Source organism: Pseudomonas sp. JBR1 (assembly GCF_028198185.1).
Lineage (GTDB): Bacteria > Pseudomonadota > Gammaproteobacteria > Pseudomonadales > Pseudomonadaceae > Chryseomonas > Chryseomonas oryzihabitans_E.
In genome coordinates, this window is record NZ_CP116340.1 from 1548096 (window position 1) to 1572162 (window position 24067).

Consider the following 24067-nt stretch of genomic DNA (forward strand, 5'->3'; position numbering starts at 1 on the left):
ATGCAGATCCTGGTCTTTCAACTGGCCGATACCGCCGCGGCCCTGCCCACGGCGGTCATTCGCCAGGTGCTGCCCTTTCTCCAGCTCTCCCGGTTTCCCGCCGCGCCGCCCGGGGTCGCCGGCCTGATGAACCTCCATGGTGAGGCGATCCCGGTGGTGGACGTCGCCGCCATGAGCGGTGCCTCGGGCGCCCAAGCGCGGCAGGACACGCGCATCCTGCTGGTGGACTATCCCCTGCCCGCCGGTGGCCATCGGCCGCTCGGCCTGGTGGTGGAAGGCGTCGCGGGCGTACGCCGGATCAGCACCACCCCGCCGCGTCCGGCCGGTATCCGCCTGCCCGACTATCCCTGGCTCGGCGACGTGCTGGAAACACCCGAAGGCCTCTGGCTGTGGCTGGACCTGGACCAGCTGCTCTCGCCGGCCCTGGCCGCCCTGCTGTTCCAGGAGGCCGCGTGACGCTCGATCCCCGTCTTGCCCCCCTGGTGCGGGCGCGCACCGGCCTGGCCATCGCCGACGACATGCTGGCCCGCGCCATCCGCCAGCGGCTGCGCGAGCGCCAGGAAAGCGACGCGGAGTCCTATGTCGCGCGTATCCTCGAAGACGAGGCCGAATTCGCCGATCTGCTGGACCTGCTGGTCATTCCCGAGACCTGGTTCTTTCGCGATCCCCAGGCGATCGCCCACGCCGCCCGCTTTGCCCAGGAGCGCCATGCCCGGACCGGTTTGCCGGTACGCCTGCTCAGCCTGCCCTGCTCCACCGGCGAAGAGCCCTACACCCTGGCGATGGCGCTGTTCGATACCGGGCTGCCAGCCACCGCGTTCCAGGTCACTGCGGTGGATATCAACGAACCCTCGCTTGAGCGTGCCCGCCGTGGGCTCTATGGGCGCAACTCCTTTCGCGCGCGGGATCTCGCCTTTCGCGAGCGCTACTTCGCCCCCGAAGGCGATCGCCACCGCCTGGCCGAGGCGGTGCGCAACCAGGTGCGCTTTCGCCAGGGCAATATCCTTCAGCTGGGCAGCCTGCGCGACGGCGCCGCCTTCGACGTTGTGCTCTGCCGCAATCTGCTGATCTACTTCGATGACCAGACCCAGGGCCGTGCCCTCAGCCACCTGGCGGCGCTGATGCACGACGACGGCCTGCTCTGCGTCGGCAGTTCGGAAATGGTGAGCGCCATGCGCCATGGCTTCGCCAGCCTGGGCGTCGCCCACGCCTCGGCGTTGATCAAGCGGCAGGCGGCCACGCCCGAGCTGGTGCGGTCTCCGGCTACGGCGCCGGCGCCTCGCCGCAAAGCCACCACCCGCTCGACCGGCCCCAGTCATCCGCTGCCTGCGCGCCTGCGGTCCAGAAGCGCGCCAGCGTCCGAGCCGGCCGCGCCCGTCGCCCCCCAACGCTCGGCACTGGAGGAAGCCCAGCGCCTCGCCGATGCGGGGCGCGGCGCCGAAGCCGAAGCCCTGCTGCGCCGCCTGCTGGAGGCAGACCGCGGCCAGGCGGGCGCCCACTTCCTGCTGGCGCTCATCCTGCCCGACGACCGCGCCGCCGAGGCCGAGCGGGCGCTGCGCCAGGCACTCTATCTGGAGCCCGGCCACTATCCGGCGCTCTGTCGCCTGGCGTTGATCTGCGAAAGAGCCGGTCGCCTGGACGAAGCCGGTCGCCTGCGCGAACGCGCCGCCCGCATCCAGACCCGCGGAGGTGAGGACGCATGAGTCTGACGCGCGACCTCACCTCCGCGGAGCGCCTCGACTGGGCCGAACGCTATGCCCAGCCACCGGACGATCGTCAGGCCCGCTCGGCCAGCGCCCTGGTCTTCCGCCTCGGTGCGGAATGGCTGGGTCTGCCCGGCAGTTGTCTGGTCACGGCCAGCGAACCCACCGTGGCGCACCGCATCCCCCACCGACGCTCGCCGCTGCTGCGCGGCATCGTGCCGGTGCGCGGCCAGCTGCATCCCTGTATCGCCCTGGATCTCCTCTTGGCGGTGGCCCCGGCAGGCCAGACCGGCGGCTTTCCACGCCTGTTGCTGCTGCGCGTCGGTCGCCGCGACTGGGCCGTGCAGGTGGACGAGGTCCTGGGCCTGCAGCGCTATGCGCCGAGCGACGTGCAGCTGCCGCCGGCCACCTTGGGCGGCGAACTGCTCAGCTATCTCGGCGGCGTCTATCGCGAAGGTCCGCATCAGGTCGGCCTGATCGATCTGGCGCGGCTGGAGCGGGCCCTGGAAGAGGCGCTGCGATGAGCCAGCCACCGCGCGATGTGCGCGAGATGTCGCTCTATGATCTCTTCGCCAGCGAGGTGCAGAGTCATCTGCAGGCGCTGGATGCCGGCCTGCTGCGGCTGGAGCGTGATCCCACCGATACCTCGGTGATCGAACCCATGATGCGTGCGGCCCATTCCATCAAGGGCGCGGCGCGTATCGTCGACCTGGACGGACTGGTCGAACTCACCCACGCCATGGAGGATTGTCTGGTGGAGGTGCAGACCGGACGCCGTCAGCTCGGCGCCGGGGATCTCGATCAGCTGTTTCGCTGCGTCGATTTCCTCGGCGAGGTCAGCCGCCTGGACGAAGCCGCCAGTCAACGCTGGCAGGTCGAACAGCGCGATGCCCAGCGCGTACTGGCGCAAGCCCTCAGCGCCGGTGACAGCGCCCCGGCCTCGCCCGCCCCTGTGGCCCCGCGTGATCCGCCGCCGGCCCCGGCCGCGCCGGAAGAACCGGCAGCCGACGCCGAACGCACCCGTGACCTTCTGCGGGTCGATAGCGGCCGCTTCAACCAGATTCTCGCCCTGACCAGCGAGGCCCGCGTGATGGGCCTCGGGCTGCACGGCCTGGTCCAGGGTTTCCAGGGTTATCGCGGGGAGCTGCAGGGCCTGTTCGGTCAGGCATCGGCGGCCAGCAGCGAACTGCGCCAGCGCCAGGAGAGCCTGCTCGATCGCTATCAGCAGCAGCTGCAGGCCCTGGAAGCCTATGAACGACGCCTGCTGGGAGTCTGCCAGGGCCTGCTGGACGAGGTGCTCGGGGTACGGATGCGCCCGCTGCGCGACGCGGTCCAGGGTTTTCCCCGCTTGGTACGGGATCTGGCCCGCGGCCTGGACAAGGAAGCGGTGCTGCAGGTGGACGGCGCCGATACCCTGATCGACCGCGAGGTGCTCACGCGCCTGGAGAGTCCGCTCAACCATCTGTTGCGCAATGCCGTGGACCACGGTCTGGAGTTACCTGCCGAACGCCGCGCCCTGGGCAAGCCCGACTGCGGTCAGATCCGTCTCGAGGCCCGCCATGTCGCCGGCCGCCTGCAGGTCAGCCTGCACGACGACGGCCGCGGCCTGGACCTGGAGCGCATTCGCGCCGCGGTCATCGCCCGGCGGCTGAGTCCACCCCAGGTCGCCGCCGAGTTGAGCCCGGCCGAACTGCTGGAATTCCTGCTGCTGCCAGGCTTCAGCCTCAAGGAAACGGTTACCGAGTTGTCCGGGCGCGGCGTGGGGCTCGACGTGGTAGCCGACGCCATCCGCGCCCTGGATGGCGAGGTGCGCCTGGAAACCCGTCCCGGTGAAGGGTTCAGCACCCATCTGCTGGTGCCGGTCAGCCGCTCCATCGTCCGCGCCCTCATCGTCGACATTGCCGGCGAGGCCTATGCCCTGCCGGTCAATCGCATCGAACGGGTGCTGCGCCTGGAAGCGGCCGAGGTCCATTCGCTGGAGGGCAAGGCCTTCTTCCTGCTGGGCGACGATCGCCTGGGCCTGGTCGCCGCCCACCAGCTGCTGGAGCTGGAGGGCGCTCCGCCCAGCGGTGATCTGGCGGTGCTGGTGATCGGCGGCGGCGAGCGGCGTTATGGCCTGGTGGTGGATCGCCTGCGTGGCGAGCAGGGCCTGGCGCTCAAGCCGCTCGACGAGATCTTCGGCAAGCTGCGCTCGGTCACCGCGGGCGCCCTGCTCGACGATGGCAGCCCGGTGCTCCTGCTGGACGTCGCCGACCTGCTGACGGGTATCGAGCGTCTGCTCGGCGAAGGCCGCCTGCGCCAGGTGCAGGGTGGTACCGTCGCCGCCAGTCGCCGAGTCAAGCGAATCCTGGTGGTGGACGATTCCCTTACCGTGCGCGAGATGGAGCGCAAGCTGCTGGAAGGCCAGGGTTACGAGGTAGAGGTTGCGGTCGATGGCATGGACGGCTGGAACGCGGTGCGCGCCGGCGAATTCGACATGCTGCTGTCGGACATCGACATGCCGCGCATGAACGGCATCGAACTGGTGGAGCTGGTACGCCGCGATCCGCGGCTGCATGCCCTGCCGGTCATGATCGTGTCCTACAAGGACCGTCCGGAAGATCGGCTCAAGGGCATGCAGGCTGGTGCCGACTACTATCTGACCAAGGGCAGTTTCCACGACGACGCCCTCATCACCGCCGTGCAGGACCTCATCGGAGCGCCATGAGAATCGCCATCGTCAACGATCTGCTGCTGGCCACCGAAGCCCTGCGCCGCCTGCTGGCGAGCGACGGGCGCCATACGGTCGCCTGGATCGCCCACGACGGCGAGGAAGCCGTGGCACGCTGCGCCGAAGACCGCCCCGACCTCATCCTCATGGATCTGCAGATGCCGCGTCTGGATGGCATCGAGGCGACCCGCCGGATCATGGCCCGATCGCCTTGCGCCATCCTCATGGTGACCGCCACCCCCGACGATTGCGAAGGGGTGTTTCGCGCCATGGGCGCGGGCGCCCTGGACGTGACCGCCACCCCGGCACTGAGCGGCGGCGCCGATGGCGGCGCCCTGCTGCGCAAGATCGCCCGGATCGAGCCGCTGGTGCGCCTGCCAGAGCGCGCCGCCCGCCCCGCGCCCTTCACCGCGCCGGCGCCCGCCGGCACGGTTTCCTCACCCACGGACACCCTGGTCGCCATCGGTGCCTCCACCGGCGGCCCGGCGGCCCTGGTGAGTCTGTTCGACGCCTGGACGCCAACGCCCCAGGCGAGTGTGGTGCTGGTGCAGCACATCGACCGGCGCTTCGCCCCCAGCTTCATTGGCTGGCTCGGTACGCAACTCGCCTGGCCGGTCACGGCGGCCATGCCCGGCGCCCTGCCGCAGCCTGGCCAGGTCTGCGTGGCCCTGGGCGATGACCACCTGCTGCTGGACGAACAGGGACGCTTCGCCTACACCGCCGAACCGCTCGACTATCCCTATCGTCCCTCGGTGGATGTGTTCTTCACCCACCTCGCCAGCCACCCGCTAAGGTCGGGCAAGGCGCTGGGTATCCTGCTGACCGGCATGGGACGCGACGGTGCCAGCGGCCTCTATGCCCTGCGCCAGAGCGGCTCTCCGACGCTGGCCCAGGATGAAGCCAGTTGCGCCGTATACGGCATGCCCGCGGCTGCGGTTAGAATGGGCGCCGCGGAGCGCGTCCTCAGCCCCACCCAGATCGGTGCCTGGCTGCAAAGGCGCTTCGGCGCAGGCTCACGGAGCTCGACATGACAGGTCGCCAACAGGAGCGTTGGACGATGCAGCGGCAGGGACTGGCCAAGATGAGACTCGGGACGCCCGACCCCGCTCGCAGAAGGACTCGCAGTAATGGCCACAGACGAGGGTAACGCCCTGGACAGCCTGACCGCCCCCAAGGTGCGCCTGCTGCTGGTGGATGATCAGCTGATCATCATCGAAGCCCTGCGCCGGATGGTCGCGGATCAGCCCGACATCGAACTGCATTACTGCCTGGATGCCAACCAGGCGGTCAACATGGCCCTGCAACTCAAGCCCACGGTGGTCTTGCAGGACCTGATCATGCCCGAGATCGACGGCCTGGAAACGGTCAAGCGCTTCCGTGCCGAGCCGGCGCTGCGCGATGTCCCCATCGTGGTGCTCTCGTCCAAGGAAGACCCCCAGGTCAAGGCGCAGAGCTTCGCCACGGGCGCCAACGACTATTTGGTCAAGCTGCCCGACAAGCTGGAGCTGCTGGCGCGGGTGCGCTACCACTCCGAGGCCCATGTATTGCGGGCCCAGCGCGACGAAGCGTTCCGCTTCCTGCGCGAAAGCCAACGCCAGCTCGCCGAGGCCAACATCCAGCTGCAAAAGCTGGTGGCCATCGACAGCCTCACCGGCATCAACAACCGTCGTCACTTCGACCAGACCTACGAAGGCGAATGGCTGCGTGCCCGGCGCAATCGCCAGCCGCTGGCCCTGCTGCTGTGCGACGTCGACCACTTCAAGCGCTACAACGACACCTATGGCCATCTCAGCGGCGACCTCTGCCTGAAGAAGGTGGCCGCGGTGCTGACCGAGCAACTCAAGCGCCCGGCGGATCTGGTAGCCCGCTACGGTGGCGAGGAATTCGCCATGGTGCTGCCGGAGACCGACGCCGAAGGCGCGCGCAAGGTCGCCGAAGCCTGCCGCGCGGGCGTGGAGCGACTGCAGGTCGCCCACTCCGGCAGTGACCTGGGCTTCGTCACCATTTCCATCGGCGTTGGCAGCATCCAGCCGCAAAGCGGCGATGACCACGAAGCCTTCATCGAACAGACCGATCAGGCGCTGTATCAGGCCAAGGCCGAAGGCCGCAACCGGGTGCATCTGCTGCCATGCCCCGGTACCGACGCCTAGTCAGCCCTTCGGCAGGACTAGAAGCTGCGACTGACCAGGCGATCACGACCTTCCGCCTTGGCTTGATAGAGCAGGTTGTCGGCGGCCTTGAGCATCTCTTCCGGGGTCTGCTCGGGCGTCGGATTGCAGCACGCGAGGCCCATGCTCATGGTCAGCCAGAGGCGGTCCTCCGCCAGCGGGTGGGCGATGCGCAATTCGGCGATGCCCTGGCGGCAGCGCTCCAGCACCGCTTCGGCTGCGGTACGCGAGGCGCCCGGCAGCAACAGCACGAACTCCTCCCCACCATAACGCGCCAGGCAGTCCCGCTCACGGATGCGCTGTTCCAGCACCTGGGCCACCCGCGCCAGCGCCTGATCGCCCGCACCGTGGCCGTGGGTATCGTTGTACTGCTTGAAGTAGTCGATATCGAGCATGGCGATAGCCAGGGAACCACGGCGGGAGACCGCCAGCTGCCATTCGATCGCCAGTTGCTCATCGAAGCGGCGGCGGTTGCCCACCGCCGTCAGCGGATCCATGTGCGCCAGCTCTTCCAGCAGCCGGCGCTGCCGGGCCAGTTGCAGGTGCAGCCGTACACGCGCCAGCACGGCGAGCGGATTGAAGGGCTTCTGGATGAAATCGCTGGCGCCCAGCTCGAAACACTCGACTTCGCGGTGCAGGTCGTTGGCGGCGGTGATGAAGATCACCGGGATGGCACTGGTCTCGGCGCGGCGCTTGAACAGCTGGATCAGCTGCAGGCCGTCGATGCCGGGCATCACCACGTCCAGCAGGATCAGATCGGGATGCTCGCGGGCCGCCTTGGTCAGCGCCTGGACGCCGCTCTTGGCCAGCATGATGCGCGCCTCGTTGCGCAGCAGATCACCGAGGACACGCAGGTTGCTCTTCTGATCGTCGACGATGAGGATCAACGGCAATTCGGGACGACGCCCCTCCATCCGCCGCTATCCCGACCGTTGTCCGGCCTGACGCACCCGCCGCAGCAGATCCGCGGTGGCATCGGCGGCATGCTCGAACTCGACGTCGTTCACCCACTCCCGGATCCGCGCCACGTCGGCGCCATGGGTGTTACTTACGCAGGCCCGCAGCAGGGTATCGAGCAGCTCTTCAGCGGCGAAGTCCGAGGTCTGCAGAAGCCCGACCAGCCGTTCGAGCAAGACCTCGAAGGCTTCCGTGGAGGCCTCCACATCCTGGTCGACCGGCAGCAGGATCTCGTCGAGCGCCGTCAGGCAGCGCTCGGCCTCTACCTGTAGCCGGCGCACGTCGTCACCGATGGGCTGAGCCAGACGAATCCGCTGGGTGAGACGCTGGGCGGCCTCCTGCAAGGCGCTGGCCCCGACATAGGCCGCCGTGGCCTGCAGACTGTGGGCACACTCGAAGAGGGCGGTGACATCGTCCGCCGCGCGCCAGGCGGCGACCTTCTCGGGCAATTCGGCCTGCTGCAGGCGGAAATCCCGGAGCAGCTGTTCATAGAGCTCGGCACTGCCGCGCAGCAGGTGCAACGCCGGCTCGGGTTCGAGTACCGCACTGGCGCGGGCCCGGGCCAGCACGCCGACGTCCTTGCTCTCCTCGACCTCTTCCACCGCCTTGCGCTCGGCACGCTGCAGTTGTTCGAGGTTGGCCCAGGCGGCGATGATGCGGAACAATTCGGCGGGATCGAGCGGCTTCACCAGGTGATCGTTCATGCCCGCGTCCAGGCAGCGTTCCCGATCCCCTGGGAGGCCATTGGCGGTCATGGCGATGACCGGCAGCCCTGCCAGCGCCGGGCGGGTACGCAGCTCGCGGGTCGCCGACAGGCCATCCAGTCGCGGCATGTGCACATCCATCAGCACCAGGTCGTAGCGCTCGCGCTCCAGCTGATCCAGCGCCGCCTGGCCGTCCTCGGCCACGTCGATGAGAATGCCGCTGCCCTGCAGGAAGCCGATGACCACCTGACGATTGATGGCATTGTCGTCCACCAGCAGCAGGCGGATGCCCTGCAGGTCCACCACGCTCTGGCCCATGGTCGGCGAGGCGACGGGCGCCATGCCCAGGCCGGCCAGCAGGCGCTGCAAGGCCGGCCCGGTGACCGGCTTGTCCAGCAACTCCAGCCCTGGCAGATCCTCGCCCAGGCTGCGCACCTCCTCCGCCTCATAGGGTGAGGCCAGCAGGGTCAGCGCCAGCTGCGGCTGGCATTCGCGCAGACGCCGTGCCAGCACCAGGCCATCCTCGGCGCCGAGACGCCAGTCGACGATGGCCAGTTCGAAGGCCGCGGCGTGATCGATCATCGCCCCCAAGGCCTGCTCGCCGGACTCCGCTTCCACCACCTGCATGCCCAGTTCGCGCAGGCGCTGGCCGAGGGTACGCCGGGCCAGGCCATGATCGTCCACCAGCAGCACCTGACGCGGGGTCTGGCTGGGCAGCCGCTCGGGCTCGCCGACCATTGGCAGCGTCAGGCGCAGGGTGAAGCAGGAGCCCCGTCCCGCCTCGCTGTGAACCTCCAAGGTGCCGCCCATGAGCTCGGTGAGCTGGCGCGAGATTGCCAGGCCCAGGCCGGTGCCACCATAGCGGCGACTGATGGAGCCATCCGCCTGGGTAAAGGGCTGGAAGAGCTGTGCCTGCTGCGCCTCGGTCAGGCCGATACCGGTGTCTTCCACCGCCAGGCTGAAATGCGCGCGACCCTCCTCGCAGACGGCGCCGACGCGAATCAGCACATGGCCCCGCTCGGTGAACTTGACCGCGTTGCTCAGCAGATTGACCAGCACCTGCTGCAGCCGCAGCGGATCCCCTTCCAGCGCCAGGGGAATGTCCGGGCTGCAATCCAGGATCAGTTCGACCCCCTTCTCGTGGGCCTTGAGCGCGCAGAGATTGAGCGTGCGTTCGAGTACCTTGGCCAGGTTGAAGCCCAACCGTTCGAGCTGGGTACCACCAGCTTCGTTACGCGAGTAGTCGAGCACGTCGTTGATCACGCCCAGCAGGGTCTCGCCGGAATCGAGGATCTTGCCGACATGGCCGCGCTGCTCGCCGGACAGCCGGGTACCCAGCGTCAGGCGACTCAGACCGATCACCGCATTGAGTGGCGTGCGGATCTCGTGGCTCATGGTCGCTAGGAACAGCGACTTCGCCGCCGCCGCTTCCTCGGCGCGGATCCGTGCCTGGTCCAGCTCGAGGGTCCGTTCGGCGACGCGATGCTCCAGGGTCTCGTAGATCTGCGCGTGTTCCAGGGAAATGGCCGCCTGCGTGGCCAGGATGCCCAGCACCTGCAGGCGACCCGGGGTAAAGGCCTGGGCCAGCAGGTTGTTTTCCAGATAGAGGATGCCGATCAAGCGCCCCTGGCGCAGCACCGGCAGGCAGCAGATCGAGCGCGGACGGCGAGCGCGGATATAGGCATCGCGGACGAAACGCCCGGCACGGGCGGCATCGTCGAGAATCACCGGCTCCCGATGACGGATGACGTGGGCCACCAGGGTCAGGGGCACCAGCCCTTCGCCGGCGTCCTGCTCGTTCAGCGCCAGGGGCAGGCCCTGCAGCACCCTGGGCTCCGTCGCGCCACTGCTCACCGAGGCCTGGACCAGCCAGCGCCCGCCTTCGGGCAGCAGCAACAGACCCTGCTGAGCCCCGCCCTCCTCCAGGATGATGCGCATCATCCGCGCCAGCAGCTGATCCAGCGCCAGTTCGTTGGAGATGGTCTGTAGCGACTTCAGCACCGACAGCCAGTCCAGGCGCATCATCTCGCTGGTGGACTGGCCCTGGGTACGCTGCATCGTCAGGGCGCTGGTCTCGGCCACGCGCAGCCAGTGTGGGAATTCGTCTTCCAGCGCCTGGGCCTTGGCCGCCGCGCCCCAGTGCAGGTAGCTGCGCTGGGCATCCTGCAGATAGGTCCGGGCCAGACGCGGTCGCTGCCGCTCCAGCCAGAAGCGGCCATAGAGCTCTTCGGCCAGCGCCGCGCCCTGCCGGAAACCGTGCAGGCGAGCGGACTCCAGCGCCTGCTCGTAGAGATCCATGGCAGCCTCGACGCGTCCGTCGCGCCGGGCCAGCTCGGCGTCCACCAGGTCACGCTTGTGCGCGAAGTTCTCCGGGCAGTGCTCCGCCCACCCGGCCAGACGCTCGCGGGCGCTCTGGATCTTCGCCAGGTCCTCGTCCACCAGTTCGCCTTCCGCGAGCAGGATCAGCGCCTGATAGAAGGCATGTTCGGCGATGCTGAACCAGCCGAAGCTCGCCGCCAGCGATGCCTCCATGGCTTCGGCATGGTGCCGCGCCTGGGGTAGCCGGCGGAACAGCAGCGCCGCCTGCATCTTGTTGAAGTCGTAGTAGTTCAGGCAGAGGACATGACCACTGTCCTGCATCTGCTGCACCAGCGCCGCCTCGTCCTGTCCCTCTTCGTCCCAGCGCTCCTGCCCCGGCGTGAGGCCCTGCAGCAGGCGCAGTGACTGACGCAGAATGGTGAAGACCTCGAGGGTGTTGGGATCGCCGATCCCCAGCAGGATCCGCTCGATCTCCTCGGTTTCGGCCAGGATGTCGTCCAGCGGTGCGCCGGCATGCTGCAGGTGCTTGAGGATGTGGAAGGCGCTATAGGCGGTAAAGATGATCTCGCCGGTGCGTTGCCCGGCTGCCAGGGCTTCGCGCAGCAGGGTGACGTTGTCCGCGATGGGGCTCGACCAGGGGCTGTTGGTCACCGCGAACATGGTGTAGACCTTGCACTTGAGCGGCAGATTGCCGGTGCGGTCCACCAGGTCGACGGCCAGTCGGCCGATCTGATAACCCAGTTCGTAGCGGCCATGAAAGGCCGACAGCACGGAGCCGTAGTTGGCGTAGCCGAAAGGCGACAGATCGCCGTTGCCGTACCGGATCGACAGTTTGACGATGCGCATGATCGCCAGCAGGCTCATGGCCAGGTCGACGTTGGTGGCCGGTCCCCAGAGCAGGCCCAGCAAGCGGATCAGCAACTGGGCGCGGGGATCTTCCATGCGCGGTAGGTCGAGCAGTGCCGCCGGGGTGTGCTCGGCCAGCCAGGTCTCGACCTCGGCACTGTCGCTGCCGATGGCCTGGTTGATCGCCTCTGGCGCCTCCGGCCAGGGTTCGTCCAGCGCCTGGATACCGGCCACCGCGACGGCCACGGCCTCGGTGAAGCGACCCAGGCCGCTGTACAGGTCGATCTGCAGGGCCCGGACCCCGGCCTCTTCGAAGGTGGTAAGGGCTCGCGGTAGCAAGAGGTCGCAGATGCGCAACGCTTCGCTGGCATCGCCACAGAGATGGGCCACTTCGGCCCATTCCCGATGCACCTGGAACAGCAGCGCGTGGCGGCTGCCCCAGGCCGCCTCGTCGATCAGCGCGACGGCCGTGCGCAGGAAGTCCAGCGCAGCGGGATAGGCATTGGCCTGACGCGCCTTGCGTGCGGCCTCCAGGTTGAGTTCCAGCAGTTGCAGGCGCTCGGCGGGCGATTCGATCAGCGCCAGCGCCAGATTGAGATGACTCACGGCGTCCAGCCGCTGGCCGCTGCCCTCGGCGAGGTACAGCTGACCGGCGCGCAGATGGACCCGCTCCCGTTCGGCGGGCGCCAGCAGCGAGTAGGCGGCGTGCCGCACCTGATCGTGGGGAAAGCTGTAGCGGGTAGGCGTCGCCTCGCCCGTCTGGCCGCCGTCGGTTTCGGTGAGCAGGCCTTCCTGCACCAGCGATTGGCAAAGCCGGCGGATATCCGCCGGTGATTCGGCCATCAGCGCGGCGAGACGGTCGCTGGAGAAATGCGTGCCCAGGCAGGCCGCCCACTGCAGCAGCTGAGAGGTTGCCGCTGGCAGTTCCTTGAGCTTGCCGACCATGAAGTCGACGACATTGTCATAGACGTCCAGTGCCTGAAGGCGCTGCAGCTCCCAGTGCCATTGCCCGCGTTCACCATCGAATTCCAGCAGGCCATCCTGCTGCAGGCTACGCAGCAGCTGTTCGATGAAGAAGGGATTGCCGAGGGTCTTGTCCAGGCACAGGCCAGCCAGCGCCGCCTGGTCCGCAGCCGGGGCCGGCAGCAGTTCGGCGATCAGCCGCTCGATCTCCACCCGTGACAGCGGGCCCAGCGAGAGGGTGCGGATCAACCCCGCGCTCAGCAGTCTTTCCAGGCTACTACCGGCCAACTGCTCTTCGCGATGGGTGGCCACCAGCAGCAGCGAGCCGTGGTCGCCCCGCGCCAGCAGGCGTTCGATCAGTCGCAACGAGGCGCTGTCGGCCCATTGCAGGTCATCCAGCCAAAGCAACAGCGGGCGGGTGTCCGTGGCAAAGGCCCGCAACAAGGTGATCACGGTTTCGTCGAAGCGCTGTTCGGCCTGCTGCGGCGGTAGCTCGGCAACCGGAGGCTGGGGCCCGAGCCAGGTGGCCAGCTCAGGAGAGACCTCGGTCAGCACACCCGCGTTGCCAGCCAGGGTGCCTACCAGGCGTTCGGCGAACGCCTCGCCCAGGGTCTGGCCGATCTCGACCAGCTCACGCACGGCCTGGCGCAGGGCGCCATAGGGCACGCCACTGCCGAGCGTCTCGAACTTGCCATGGGCCAGGATCACCCGTTCGCCCTGGCGGCGAACGAAGGCCTGTACCAATGCCGACTTGCCCACCCCGGAGCTGCCGCTGACGAAGATCGCCTCGATCCGGCCCAGGGTCGCCCGGGCCAGGGCCTCCTCTAGCATCCGCAAGGGCACGCCGCGCCCCTGCAGGGTACGCACCGGCATCAGCCGGGCCGGCGGATCCTGTTCACCCAGAGTAAAGTCTGACGAATCACCCCCTTGATAGGCTGCCTGGCAACGCGTCAGATCACTCAGGATGCCGAAACAGCCCTGGTAACGTTCCTCGGCGGCCTTGGCCATGAGCTTGTCCACCAGCGCCGCCAGCATGGGCGGTACCGTCGGCACGCGCTCGACCAGCGACGGCGGCCGCATCGCCAGGTGCGCGTGCATCAATTCCAGGGGATCCTGGGCGCGAAAGGGCGGCTCACCGGCGAGCATCTCGTAGAAGGTCACGCCCAAGGCGTAGAAATCGCTGCGATAGTCCTGGTGACGCCCGGTTCGCCCGCTCTGCTCGGGAGCCAGATAGGTGAGGGAGCCTTCCAGACGGACATCGTTGCCATTGACGGCGCCAAAGGCCGTGGCGATTCCCAGGTCGGTGAGGCGTAGCGTGCCGGTGGCGCAGTTGCAGACGATGTTGCGCGGATTGAGGTCGTTGTGGGCGATACGCAGCCGGTGCAGTCGCGCCAGGGCGCGAACGATGGACAGTGCCCAGTCGAAGAAGTCATCCAGGGCCAGAGGGCCCGCCGCGAGCAGCTCGCCCAGATCGGTACCGCCGATGTCTTCGAGTACCAGGACCAGGCTGCCCTCGTGGTCCAGCAGGTCCAGGGCCGCGCTCACAGCGCCACTGGCGCTGGCCCGGCGGGTCAACTCGAACTCCTGGCGCAACGCAGCCTGGGCCTGGGGCGTGGGGTAGTCGGCGGCCAGCAGCTTGAGGATCACCGGCTGACCATCGTCCAGCCGGGTTCCTCGATAGATCAGCGCATGGCGGCTTTCACTCACCCGCGTCGTGCAGCTGTAGCCTGGAATATTCAACAACGCCTTCGCCTCAATCCTCGTCTGACCAGGCGCAATGCCGGGTCAGCACCTCCACTATTTCCGTTGCCTTGCTAAAGCTTCAAGGGAACCTTTCGATAAAGTGATATTACCTTAGCCATCACTTGGCATTCGTCCACTCACGCAACAATTTGCACACTCCGGAGCAATAGGCATGGAAGCGTTACCCTCTGTCCGCAAGATCGCCATTCTGGGTGGAGGAGTGTCCGCCGTAACCGCCGCCTTTCGTCTTACTAGTGAGCCCAACTGGCGTGAGCGTTACCAGATCACCCTGTATCAACAGGGCTGGCGCCTGGGGGGCAAGGGGGCCAGCGGACGCAACGCCGCCGATCACCAGCGGATCGAGGAGCACGGCATCCATGTCTGGTTCGGCTTCTACTACAACGCCTTCCATAACCTGAGGCAGTGCTACGAAGAACTGGCTCGACCGGCGGGAGCGCCCCTGGCCACGCTCGACGAGGCCTTCTTCCCCCACTCCCATACCGCCTTCGCCGACGAATTCCAGGGCCACTGGACCACCTGGCCCATCGATACCCTGGCGTTGCCCGGCAAGCCCGGCGAAGGCTGGAATCCCAAACCCTTCATGGCCGCTCTCGGCGATCTGCTGGAGTGGCTCTTGCGCCTGGGCGAGGTGGACGACACCCCGGTCACTGCCGAGCCGGCCGGCCTGTTCGCCCGGTTGCGCGCCCATTGTCGCGAGGAGTTGCAGGAGCTGGCGCTGGATGAGGCGGAGCGACACCTGCAGCGGGCCCGCACGGCACTGCCCGATGGCGTCGATCATCCGCTACTGCTGTGGCTGCTGCGCGAAGCACGCAGCCTGCTGGGCAAGGTGCTGCACGAGCGCAGCCAGACCCGCCTCAGCGCCCACCGGCTGTGGCTGCTGATGGACTTCGGTCTCACGGTGCTCATCGGCATGCTCGCCGACGAGGTCTACTCCAAGGGCTTCGAGGCGCTCAACGCGGAAACTTTCCTGGCCTGGCTCGAACGCCATGGCGCCAGCACCGCGACCCTGGACGGTGCGGTGCTCAAGTCGTTGCACGGCGGCATCTTCGCCTATCGCGACGGCGATCTCGGCCAACCCGATGTCGAGGCCGGCACCGTGCTGCGCGCCGCCCTGCTGGCCCTGACCACCGCCAAGGGCTCCTTTATCTGGCGCATGCAGGCCGGCATGGGCGACGTGGTCTTTGCGCCCTACTACGAGGTGCTGGCCCGCCGCGGGGTGGAGTTCCGCTTCTTCCACCAGGTCACCGGCATCGAAGCCGCCGACGATGGCCAGGGCCCAAGGGTGACCCGCCTGCAGATTCAGCGCCAGGTGCCCCTCAAGGGTGACGTCTACCAGCCGCTGGTGGACGTCAAGGGCCTGCCCTGCTGGCCTTCGGCGCCGCTATACGAGCAGATCGACGACCAGGTCGCCAAGGACCTGCAAGACGGCCAGATCAACCTGGAATCCAGCTGGAGTGGCTGGCAGGGCGTCGAGCAGCTGGAGTTGCAGGTCGAGCAGGACTTCGACGAGGTGGTGCTGGGCATTTCCGTGGCTGGCCTCGCCGCTCTCTCCCCCAGCCTATGTGCCCTGGACCCGGCCTTCGCCCGGATGACCCAGGCAGTGGCGACCGTTGCCACCCAGGCCGTGCAGCTCTGGCAGAACCGTGATGCCTGGCAACTGGGCTGGACCGGTTCGCCCCAGGGCGGCCAGGCGCCGGAGCTGTTGGGCTTCGCCGCCCAGGCGATGGATTCCTGGGCCGACGTCAGCTATCTGGTGGAGCGTGAAGACTGGTCGCACGGCACGCCGCCGGCGGACATCAGCTATTTCTGCGGCGTACTCGAGGCTCCGCCCGCTCCGCCTATCGGCAAGCGAGACGACTATCCACAAAAACAGGCCGCCCAGGTAAGAGCAGATTTCATCGACCTCATGAACGCCAAGCTGGGTGCCTACTGGCCGGAGGCCGTGACCACGGCGGGCTACCGCTGGGACTGTCTGCTGGCGCCCGACGATGTCCAGGGACCGGCACGCTTCGACTATCAGTACTGGCGCGCCAACGTCGACCCCAGTGAGCGCTATGTACAAAGCGTTGCCGGCAGCAGTCGCTATCGGCTGCCTACCGACGGCACGGTCTGCCGCAACCTCTATCTGACCGGGGATTGGATCCGCAACGGCTTCAACATGGGCTGCGTGGAATCGGCGACCCTATCCGGCCTGCAGACCGCTCGCGCCCTGCTCGGCCACACCGAGGTCCTGCCCGGCGAGGACGCCTTCCAGTAGCGCCACCGTTTCGGCCGCGGCGCGCTCGGCGCAACGGTCCGCGGCGGGCGGATAGGCCGGCTCGTCGCCATTCAGGTACGCCAGCAGTTCGGGAGCCTGGTTCCATTCGGCGGCCTCGGCATAGAGCCGAGGCAGCTCCATGCGGATCCAGCCGTCCATGAGCCGCACGCCCAACTCGCCGATGCCCAGGCCATGCCCCTCGATCACCTCGCGATCCGCCTCGGTGAGCGGATAGTGCGGCGGATAGAAATCGGCCAGGCTGACCAGCAGCTTGACCGAGAAGCCGCGCGGATCGGCCAGCAGCGCGCCCAGCTCGGCGAACAGCGTCGCCTCCTCGACCAGCGCCTGGGCGAACATCAGCCGATACAGGGTGATGTTGAGAAACAGCTGGCCTACGGCGTTTTCCGCGCGGGCATCCTGCTGATAGCGGGCAAAACCGGCAAGGATGGAAGCGTTGTGCGCCCGGTACCAGTGCCGCGGGCTAGGATCGGCGATGAAGGTCAGCCAGCAGCGGGTTGGATACGGCGCCTGGTCATCCGGCAGGCCATGGTGCGCCAGGCACCCGGCCAGCTCGGCCAGATAGATGAAGTGCAGATTGACGTTGCGCCACCAGGGGCTGCCGGTCATCGGCTCCAGGACACCGGCCTGGAGTTCCCAATCGAGAAAGGCCAGCTCCGAATCACCGTAGCTCAGGCCATCGTTATCGGTATCGCCGAAGCGCTGATAGAAGGCTTCACGGACCGCTCGCCGCCGCGTGGGGCAATTCTCGATCTGGCGACAGAGCTCGGTAGTCGCGGCAACCGCCTCTTCGTAGCTGTACATGACTTCCCTGCCTCCGCTGTCGAAATTACGCACCATCATGGCGCAATGCTATCACCAGGCTCCACGCGCAATAGGCTGAACGTACTAGAAGAGAGGTCCAACGGGCCTCCCTCATGGCGCCAGTCACCCTTGAGCGGATCGCCGCCGCGAGCGATGACCACCACGGGCCGCACCTGACGATGAGCGGACAGGCGCCGGCTGGGCAACATGGCGTCGCCATCGTCCAGATGCACCCGCTGTGGCAGATCGGCAGCCCGCAGGCGCCGTACCGCCAGCGGCGGTCCCGGCTCGTCCACCGCCAGCGCCAGCACGAAGACGCTGTCCTCGGGCCTTACCCGTTGCGCCACGGCGGGCGACAGACTGACCTCCACCTCCAGTCCAGGCCGCGCAAGCGCCTGGCCAGCGGCTCGGGCCGCCTTTTCTGCCCGGGCGACCCCGTCGGCAAGGGTGCGACGCAGAGGATCCGCGGGCGGTAGAACGGCGACCAGCCTCTGCCAGTAGTTGGCCGCGCCGGCATAGTCGCCACGCTCGTATGCGGCCATGCCCAGCAGCCCCAGGGTGGTGGGCTCGCCGGCATCCGCCGCCAGGGCCTCATCGGCCAGCGCCTGGGTCTGCGCATCCAGGGTGCGGCCGGCGGCGAAGAAACGTGCCTGAGCCAGTTGCCCCAACACCTCAGGTCGCCGGCCATCGCGCGGCAGGACCTGCTCGAAGGCCGCCACCGCGTCCTGGTAGCGGCCCAGGCCGGCATAGGCGCGGGCAAGCAGGTACCAGTTGTCGGCCGCCTGGGGTTGCAGGCGGGTGGCCGCTTCCAGGTTGGCCAGCAGCGCCTGGGGAGAGCGCGGTGGCGCGGCAAGCTGCTGACTCAGCTGTAGCGCCGGCCAGGCGCCGAGCAGCAGGTAGAGGCCCAGGGCCAAGGCCGGCACCGCCAGGGCAGCGCCAACACCCAGACGCCGGCCACGTAGCAGGGGGGATGCCGCCCGGGCCGGGCTGTCGGCGAGCAGGCTCCGACCTGCCTCCGCTTCAGCCAGCGCCAGTGCCTCGGCATCCAGCTCGCCCCGCTCGGCACGCGCCCGTAGCTCGGTCAGGCGCTCCTGATAGAGGGTGCGGTTGAGGACCGCGCGCTGATCGACGGCTGCCCGTCCCCCGCGCAGCAGCGGAACCAGCAGGATCAGGGCCGCCAGGATCAGCAGCAGTCCGGCTGAGCCCCAGAACGTCAGCATCAGGACTCCTCCTCCGCCTGGAGCGCCGCCAGCCGTTGCCGCTCCGCCTCGCTCAGCCCTGGCGCCGGACGGCGCCGCCGCGTCAGGGCGATGAGCAGTCCGGCTCCACCCAGCAGGCCCAGGCCAGGCAGCAGCCAGAGCAGCAGGGTGCGGCCTTCAAAAGGCGGCCGATAACGGATGAATTCACCGTAGCGCTGTTCCAGGTGGGTGATGATCTCGTCGTCGCTCTGCCCGGCCGCCATCAGCCGCTGGATCTCGTGACGCAGATCGCCGGCGATGGGCGCATTGGAGTCGGCCAGGTCCTGGTTCTGGCACTTGGGACAGCGCAACTCGCGGGTGAGGGCCTGGAAGCGATCACGCTCGGCCTCGTCGTGAAAGCCATAGGGATCGATGGCGGCACCGGCCAGGGCCGACCAGACCAGCAGGACCAGCGCCAGCCACCTCATGGCGCCGCCACCAGGGCGTGATAGCGCGGGCCGAGCTCTTCAGCCCAGACCCGCTGATCGACCACGCCGACATGGCGATAGCGCACCACGCCCTGGGCATCGATCAGGAAGGTTTCCGGCGCGCCATAGACGCCCAGGTCGAGCCCCAGGCGACCGGCGTCGTCGCGGAGATCGAGCTGATAGGGATCGTGGAATTCCGCCAGCCAGCGGCGGGCGCTGGCGTTGTCGTCCTTGTAGTTGATGCCGTGGATCACCACGCCCTGGACCTTGAGCTGATTCAGCACGAGGTGCTCTTCGCGGCAGGCCACGCACCAGGTGCCCCAGACATTGACCAGCGCCGGGCGGCCGAGCAGGTCCTGGCGGCTGAACAGTTGGTCATCCTTCACGCCTGGCAGCGAAAAGGCGGGAAACGGCTGCCCCACCAGCGCCGAGGGCAAGGCTTGGGGATCGCGATGGAGCCCGCGAAAGAGAAAACCGGCCAGGACCAGAAAGGCCAGCAGTGGCAGACAGAGCAATAGGCGACGACGCATCATGGGGACTCCATGGGCAAGGAGGCGCCTGGCCGGCGGCGGCGATAGCGAGGATCGGTCAGCGCCACCAGGCCACCCAGGGCGGTGAGCAGGCCACCCAGCCAGATCAGCCTGACGAAGGGCTTGATCTGCAGGCGCACGGCCCAGGCGCCCTCCCCCAGTGACTCACCGAGCGCCACATAGAGATCGCGGGTCAGGCCGGCGTCGATGGCGGCTTCGGTCATGACCGCGCCGCTGGCCAGGTAGCGGCGTTTTTCCGGCGTCAGCAAGGCGACGACCCGGCCGTCACGCTCGACCTGCAACAAGGCGCGTTCGGCGGTGAAGTTCGGCCCCTCGTAGTGCTGGGTGCCCGCGAAGCCGAAGCGATAGCCGCCAAGCTCGACGTGCTCACCCGGCGCCAGGCGCAGATCGCGCTGCATATCCAGCTGGCTGGCCAGCACCACGCCCAGGGCCAGCACCGCCAGGCCCAGATGCGCCAGCTGCATGCCCCAGTAGCTGCGTGGCTGGCCGCGCAGGCCGCGCCGCCAACCCAGGGCCGCGACCTTGCCCAGCAGATCGCGCAGCGCGGTGAGGACGATCCAGGCGGCCAGCGCCAGCACGGCGAGGATCGCCGCCTTGGGCTGGTCCAGCCAGAAGGCCGCAAGGCCGGCCAGGGCGGCGCAGGCCAGCAGGAGGGGCGCCAGCAAGCGGGCCAGCCAGCGACCCGGACTGTTTTTCCAGCGCACCAGCACCCCGACGCCCAGGGCCAGCATCAGCAGCGCCATCAGCGGCACGAACAGCAGGTCGAAATAGGGCGGGCCGACCGACAGCTTGGCCCCGGTGAGGCTGTCGATGATCAACGGATAGAGGGTACCCAGCAGGACCGTGGCGGCGGCGGTTACCAGGATCAGGTTGTTGACCAGCAGCAGCGCCTCGCGCGAGGCCAGGCTGAAGGATGCCGTACCCGTGAGCGCAGGCGCTCGCCAGGCGAACAGCGTCAGGGAGCCGCCAACCACCAACAGCAGGAAGGCCAGGATGAAGACGCCGCGGGTGGGATCGCTGGCGAAGGCGTGGACCGAGGTCAGCACTCCCGAGCGCACCAGGAAGGTCCCCAGCAGGCTGAGGGAAAAGGCGGCGATCGCCAGGAGCACCGTCCAGCCCTTGAACAGGCCGCGTTTCTCGGTCACTGCCAGGGAGTGCAGCAGGGCCGTCCCTACCAGCCAGGGCATGAAGGAGGCGTTCTCCACCGGATCCCAGAACCACCAGCCCCCCCAGCCCAGTTCGTAGTAGGCCCACCAGGAGCCCAGTACGATGCCGCAACCGAGAAAAGCCCAGGCCAGCAGGGTCCAGGGCCGTGCCCAGCGCGCCCAGGCGGCGTCCAGCCGTCCTTCCAGCAGGGCCGCGAGGGCGAAGGCGAAGGCCACCGAAAAGCCGACATAGCCCATGTAGAGCATGGGCGGATGCAGGATGAGACCGGGGTCCTGCAGCAGCGGATTGAGGTCGTTGCCCTCGCGCGGGAACTGCGGCAGCAGTCGGGCGAAGGGATTGGAGGTGGCGACCGTGAAGGCCAGAAAGCCCGTGGCTACCAATCCGAGAATCCCCAGCACCCGCGCCAGCAGCGCCTCGGGCAGTTGCCGCGAACGGACCGCCACCGCCAGGCTCCAGGCCGAAAGCGTCAACGCCCAGAGCAGCAGGGACCCCTCGTGGGCACCCCAGGTGGCACTGATCTTGTAGTACCAGGGCAGGCGACTGTTGGAATTGGCGGCCACATAGGCCACCGAGAAGTCGTCCTGCAGGAAGGCCCAGGTCAGGGCAGCGAAGGCCAGCACCAAAAACAGGCACTGGCCGAAGGCGGCCGGACGTGCCAGCCGCATCCAGTCGACCTGACCGCGCCAGGCGCCCAGCAGCGGCAAGGTGCCCTGCACCAGGGCCATGACGAGTGCCAGCAGCAGGCAGAGTTGCCCCAGTTCAGGAATCATGGCGCCGGCCTCGCGCCGTCCAGCGGCCGCCCGGCCTGGCGCAGCGCCTGGCTGACCTCCGGTGGCATGTACTTCTCGTCGTGCTTGGCGAGAATCTGGTCGGCGACCAACTGCCCCTGGTCATCCAGCCGACCCAGGGCCACCACGCCCTGCCCTTCTCGGAACAGGTCCGGCAGGATGCCGGCATAGCTCACCCGCACCTCACGCTGGAAGTCGGTGATGACGAAGCTCACCGCCAGCGAATCCGCGGCGCGCACCAGGCTGCCCTTTTCCACCATGCCACCGGCGCGGATACGGGTATCCCGCGGTGCCTCGCCCTGGGCGATCTGGCTGGGGGTATAGAAGAGGTTGATGTTCTGCTGCAGCGCGCTGAGGGCCAGCGCCGCCGCGCCGCCTACGCCAAGCAGCAGCAACAGGATCCACAACAGCCGTCGGCGCCGGATCGGATTCATGGACGCCGCTCCCGGCGCCAGCGCTGGCGCAATTCCCGTTCCAGACGTCGACGCGCCAGCCAACCCTGCAACAGCAGACCGCCGAGGATCGCCAGGGTCAGGCCAAACGCGGGCCAGACATAGAGGCCGTGGCGTCCCATGCTCAGGGCTTGAGTCCAGTCCACCCCGGTCATGCCTGCGCCTCGCCCAGCTCCGCCTGCACCCACCGACTGCGCCACTCGCGCCGCAGCAGCTCCAGACGCATCCGCTGCAACAGCACGCCAGCGAAGAACAGATAGAAACCCAGCACCATCACCAGCAGCGGCAGCCACATGGCTGGCGGCATCGGCGGGCGCTCCACCAGGCTGAAGGTCGCCGGCTGGTGCAGGGTGCTCCACCATTCCACCGAGTACTTGATGATCGGCAGATTCACCGACCCCACCAGCGCCAGGATGGCGCAGGCCCGGGCAGCGCTTTCACGCTGGCCGATGGCCTGCCCGAGGGCGATGACGCCCAGGTAGAGGAACAGCAACACCAGCATCGAGGTGAGGCGGGCATCCCAGATCCACCAGGTGCCCCAGGTGGGGATGCCCCACAGCGACCCCGTGGCCAGGGCGATCACCGTCATCCAGGCGCCCAGGGGCGCGGCTGCGCGCAGGGCCACATCCGCCAGCTTGAGCCGCCAGATCAGGCCGACGGCGCCGGCGATGGCGAGCAGCAGATAGCAGGACTGCGCCAGGAAGGCGGCCGGCACGTGCACATAGATGATGCGAAAGCTGTCGCCCTGCTGGTAGTCCGGCGGCGCCAGGAACAGCCCCCAGACCAGCCCGACCGCCAGCAGCAGGCCGGCCAGTGCCAGGCAGGGTCCCTGCAGGCGGCCGGCCAGCCGGTAGAAGATCGCCGGCGAGCCCAGGCGATGCAGCCAGGTCCAGTTCATGTCGTCCTCGTCATTGGGCGGCGCCGATGCGCAGGCTGGCGGCCACCGCCAGGGGCGCCAGGGTCAGGGCCAGCAGGGTCAGGCAACCCAGCCAGAGCAGTAGCCCTGTCACCGGCAGGCCAAGCCGAGCAGCATCCAGGGTGCTGGCGCCAAGAATGAGCACCGGGATCTGCAACGGCAGGTTGAGCAGCGCCAGCAGCAGGCCACCGCGCGCCAGGCCCACAGTAAGCGCCGCGCCGATGGCACCGATCAGGGTCAGCGCCAGGCTGCCGAGGGTCAAGGCCGCCAGGGTCGCTGGCAGGGCTGCGGCCGGCAGCCCCAGCATCAGCGCCAGCAGCGGAGTCAGGGCCACCAGCGCCAGGCCGGCGAAGCACCAGTGCACCAGCAGTTTGAGCAGCACCAGCAGCGCCAGGGGCTGGGGCGCCAGTAGCCAGTGCTCGAGGGAACCGTCCTGCCACTCGCTGCGAAACAGGGCCTCCTGGCCCAACAACAGGGCCAGCAGCAGCGCGATCCACAAGAGCCCGGGTGCCAACACGGCGAGTTGCCGGCTGTCCGGACCCAGGGCCAGGGGAAACAGGGTCACCACCAGGGCGTGGAACGCCAGCGGCGTAAGCCACAGCGCCGGACGGCGACAGGCCAGACGCCATTCGCGGCGCAGGATGGCCCGGCAGGCGCCGCTCACCGGCCACCGTCCAGTTGCAGACGACGATGACCGACAGGCAGGTCATCCAGCTCGCGATGGCTGGTCAGCGCCACGGCGCCGCCGGTGGCGCAATGCTCGTGCAGGCGCTGCTCCAGATGCTGGCAGGTGCCGGCATCCAGGGCCGTGAAGGGTTCGTCCAGCAGCCAGAGCCGCGGGGGATGGGGCAGATACAGACGTGCCAGGGCGACGCGGCGCCGCTGGCCGGCCGACAGCTGTGCGCAGGGTTCGTCCGCCCACTCGGCCAGACCGACCGCCGCCAAGGCGGTGACGCAGACCTCGGTCGTGGCCGGTCGCCACAGATTCGCCAGGACCTGGAGATTTTCCGCCGCCGTCAGGGCCTCGCTGACACCGGGCGCATGCCCCAGCCAGAGCAGCTCGGCCGCCGGTGGCCGGCGCACGTCACCGCCATCGGCCGGCAGCAGCCCCGCCAGGATGCGCAGCAGGCTGGTCTTGCCGCTGCCATTGACGCCCCCGATCTGCAGCAGCTCACCCGCCTGCACGCTCAGGCTCAGATCGTCGAACAGCAGGCGGCCGCCCCGTTCGCAACGGAGCGCGACGGCGTCGAGCAGGGGCTGATTCAAGACAGGAGATCTCACGGCACTAAAGTCGGTCGGGCAATGGCCGTTAAC

At 68.3% G+C, this 24067-nt stretch carries 19 protein-coding genes; 7 read left to right on the forward strand and 12 right to left on the reverse strand.

Translation table 11 applies throughout. The features are described from left to right. The 6 genes from PJ259_RS07185 (at position 1) to PJ259_RS07210 (ending at position 6563) form a co-directional block, all read left to right on the forward strand. Positions 1-456: a chemotaxis protein CheW gene (locus tag PJ259_RS07185; protein ID WP_271655844.1), complete on the forward strand. Its 456-nt coding sequence runs from the start codon at positions 1-3 to the stop codon at positions 454-456. Next, on the forward strand, positions 453-1703 hold the full coding sequence (locus PJ259_RS07190) for a CheR family methyltransferase (protein WP_271655287.1): 1251 nt from the start codon (positions 453-455) through the stop codon (positions 1701-1703). Before PJ259_RS07185 ends, PJ259_RS07190 begins: the two co-directional genes overlap by 4 nt. Further along, entirely contained in the window at positions 1700-2227 is a 528-nt protein-coding gene (locus PJ259_RS07195) for a chemotaxis protein CheW (protein ID WP_271655288.1), read from the forward strand. The genes PJ259_RS07190 and PJ259_RS07195 overlap by 4 nt, the downstream gene beginning before the upstream one ends. Further along, the gene (locus tag PJ259_RS07200; protein ID WP_271655289.1) at positions 2224-4410 is read left to right on the forward strand and encodes a hybrid sensor histidine kinase/response regulator; all 2187 of its coding nucleotides are present in this window, start codon (positions 2224-2226) and stop codon (positions 4408-4410) included. Before PJ259_RS07195 ends, PJ259_RS07200 begins: the two co-directional genes overlap by 4 nt. Further along, positions 4407-5444, forward strand: coding sequence for a chemotaxis-specific protein-glutamate methyltransferase CheB (cheB, locus tag PJ259_RS07205; RefSeq protein WP_059315377.1), 1038 nt, complete (start codon positions 4407-4409; stop codon positions 5442-5444). Before PJ259_RS07200 ends, cheB begins: the two co-directional genes overlap by 4 nt. Positions 5445-5540: 96 nt before the next feature. Continuing rightward, on the forward strand, positions 5541-6563 hold the full coding sequence (locus tag PJ259_RS07210) for a GGDEF domain-containing response regulator (RefSeq protein WP_271655290.1): 1023 nt from the start codon (positions 5541-5543) through the stop codon (positions 6561-6563). Positions 6564-6580: 17 nt separating this feature from the next. Here the strand turns inward: PJ259_RS07210 and PJ259_RS07215 are convergent, their stop codons facing one another. Then, the gene (locus tag PJ259_RS07215; RefSeq protein ID WP_059315379.1) at positions 6581-7495 is read right to left on the reverse strand and encodes a diguanylate cyclase domain-containing protein; all 915 of its coding nucleotides are present in this window, start codon (positions 7493-7495) and stop codon (positions 6581-6583) included. Positions 7496-7501: 6 nt separating this feature from the next. Next, complete coding sequence (locus tag PJ259_RS07220; RefSeq protein WP_271655291.1) at positions 7502-14113, reverse strand: response regulator; 6612 nt, start codon at positions 14111-14113, stop codon at positions 7502-7504. A gap of 172 nt (positions 14114-14285) precedes the next feature. Here PJ259_RS07220 and PJ259_RS07225 point away from each other — a divergent pair, with 172 nt between their 5' ends. Further along, on the forward strand, positions 14286-16391 hold the full coding sequence (locus tag PJ259_RS07225; protein WP_271655292.1) for an NAD(P)/FAD-dependent oxidoreductase: 2106 nt from the start codon (positions 14286-14288) through the stop codon (positions 16389-16391). On the opposite strand, the gene PJ259_RS07230 is transcribed toward PJ259_RS07225, so the two are convergent. The 10 genes from PJ259_RS07230 to ccmA are packed head-to-tail and all read right to left on the reverse strand — an operon-like array spanning position 16317 to position 24019. After that, positions 16317-17213 carry a hypothetical protein gene (locus tag PJ259_RS07230; RefSeq protein ID WP_271655293.1) on the reverse strand — a complete coding sequence of 299 codons (897 nt, stop codon included), beginning with the start codon at positions 17211-17213 and terminating at the stop codon, positions 16317-16319. The two genes, PJ259_RS07225 and PJ259_RS07230, sit on opposite strands and share 75 nt — an antisense overlap. A gap of 35 nt (positions 17214-17248) precedes the next feature. Further along, complete coding sequence (gene ccmI / locus PJ259_RS07235; RefSeq protein WP_271655294.1) at positions 17249-18433, reverse strand: c-type cytochrome biogenesis protein CcmI; 1185 nt, start codon at positions 18431-18433, stop codon at positions 17249-17251. Next, entirely contained in the window at positions 18433-18879 is a 447-nt protein-coding gene (locus tag PJ259_RS07240; RefSeq protein WP_271655295.1) for a cytochrome c-type biogenesis protein, read from the reverse strand. Before PJ259_RS07240 ends, ccmI begins: the two co-directional genes overlap by 1 nt. Next, on the reverse strand, positions 18876-19409 hold the full coding sequence (locus tag PJ259_RS07245) for a DsbE family thiol:disulfide interchange protein (protein WP_271655845.1): 534 nt from the start codon (positions 19407-19409) through the stop codon (positions 18876-18878). Before PJ259_RS07245 ends, PJ259_RS07240 begins: the two co-directional genes overlap by 4 nt. Beyond that, positions 19409-21367 (reverse strand): heme lyase CcmF/NrfE family subunit, encoded by a 1959-nt coding sequence (locus PJ259_RS07250; protein ID WP_271655296.1) that lies wholly within the window; start codon positions 21365-21367, stop codon positions 19409-19411. Before PJ259_RS07250 ends, PJ259_RS07245 begins: the two co-directional genes overlap by 1 nt. Continuing rightward, positions 21364-21819: a cytochrome c maturation protein CcmE gene (gene ccmE, locus PJ259_RS07255; RefSeq protein WP_059315386.1), complete on the reverse strand. Its 456-nt coding sequence runs from the start codon at positions 21817-21819 to the stop codon at positions 21364-21366. Before ccmE ends, PJ259_RS07250 begins: the two co-directional genes overlap by 4 nt. Then, positions 21816-21992: a heme exporter protein CcmD gene (ccmD, locus tag PJ259_RS07260; protein ID WP_271655297.1), complete on the reverse strand. Its 177-nt coding sequence runs from the start codon at positions 21990-21992 to the stop codon at positions 21816-21818. Before ccmD ends, ccmE begins: the two co-directional genes overlap by 4 nt. After that, the gene (locus PJ259_RS07265; protein ID WP_271655298.1) at positions 21989-22735 is read right to left on the reverse strand and encodes a heme ABC transporter permease; all 747 of its coding nucleotides are present in this window, start codon (positions 22733-22735) and stop codon (positions 21989-21991) included. The genes ccmD and PJ259_RS07265 overlap by 4 nt, the downstream gene beginning before the upstream one ends. Before the next feature lie 10 nt (positions 22736-22745). After that, the gene (ccmB, locus tag PJ259_RS07270) at positions 22746-23417 is read right to left on the reverse strand and encodes a heme exporter protein CcmB (protein WP_059315388.1); all 672 of its coding nucleotides are present in this window, start codon (positions 23415-23417) and stop codon (positions 22746-22748) included. After that, a complete protein-coding gene (ccmA, locus tag PJ259_RS07275; RefSeq protein ID WP_271655299.1) occupies positions 23414-24019 on the reverse strand; it encodes a cytochrome c biogenesis heme-transporting ATPase CcmA in 606 nt (201 codons plus the stop codon). Before ccmA ends, ccmB begins: the two co-directional genes overlap by 4 nt. Between the last annotated feature and the right edge of the window lie 48 nt (positions 24020-24067).

Coding starts and splice junctions, on each gene's coding strand:
- PJ259_RS07245 (WP_271655845.1), bottom strand. CDS start 19,409: ATGCGTCGTCGCCTATTGCTCTGTCTGCCACTGCTGGCCTTTCTGGTC.
- PJ259_RS07240 (WP_271655295.1), bottom strand. CDS start 18,879: ATGAGGTGGCTGGCGCTGGTCCTGCTGGTCTGGTCGGCCCTGGCCGGT.
- ccmE (WP_059315386.1), bottom strand. CDS start 21,819: ATGAATCCGATCCGGCGCCGACGGCTGTTGTGGATCCTGTTGCTGCTG.
- PJ259_RS07185 (WP_271655844.1), top strand. CDS start 1: ATGCAGATCCTGGTCTTTCAACTGGCCGATACCGCCGCGGCCCTGCCC.
- PJ259_RS07215 (WP_059315379.1), bottom strand. CDS start 7,495: ATGGAGGGGCGTCGTCCCGAATTGCCGTTGATCCTCATCGTCGACGAT.
- ccmD (WP_271655297.1), bottom strand. CDS start 21,992: ATGACCGGGGTGGACTGGACTCAAGCCCTGAGCATGGGACGCCACGGC.
- PJ259_RS07250 (WP_271655296.1), bottom strand. CDS start 21,367: ATGATTCCTGAACTGGGGCAACTCTGCCTGCTGCTGGCACTCGTCATG.
- PJ259_RS07265 (WP_271655298.1), bottom strand. CDS start 22,735: ATGAACTGGACCTGGCTGCATCGCCTGGGCTCGCCGGCGATCTTCTAC.
- PJ259_RS07225 (WP_271655292.1), top strand. CDS start 14,286: ATGGAAGCGTTACCCTCTGTCCGCAAGATCGCCATTCTGGGTGGAGGA.
- ccmI (WP_271655294.1), bottom strand. CDS start 18,433: ATGCTGACGTTCTGGGGCTCAGCCGGACTGCTGCTGATCCTGGCGGCC.
- cheB (WP_059315377.1), top strand. CDS start 4,407: ATGAGAATCGCCATCGTCAACGATCTGCTGCTGGCCACCGAAGCCCTG.
- PJ259_RS07210 (WP_271655290.1), top strand. CDS start 5,541: ATGGCCACAGACGAGGGTAACGCCCTGGACAGCCTGACCGCCCCCAAG.
- PJ259_RS07230 (WP_271655293.1), bottom strand. CDS start 17,213: ATGTACAGCTACGAAGAGGCGGTTGCCGCGACTACCGAGCTCTGTCGC.
- PJ259_RS07200 (WP_271655289.1), top strand. CDS start 2,224: ATGAGCCAGCCACCGCGCGATGTGCGCGAGATGTCGCTCTATGATCTC.
- PJ259_RS07195 (WP_271655288.1), top strand. CDS start 1,700: ATGAGTCTGACGCGCGACCTCACCTCCGCGGAGCGCCTCGACTGGGCC.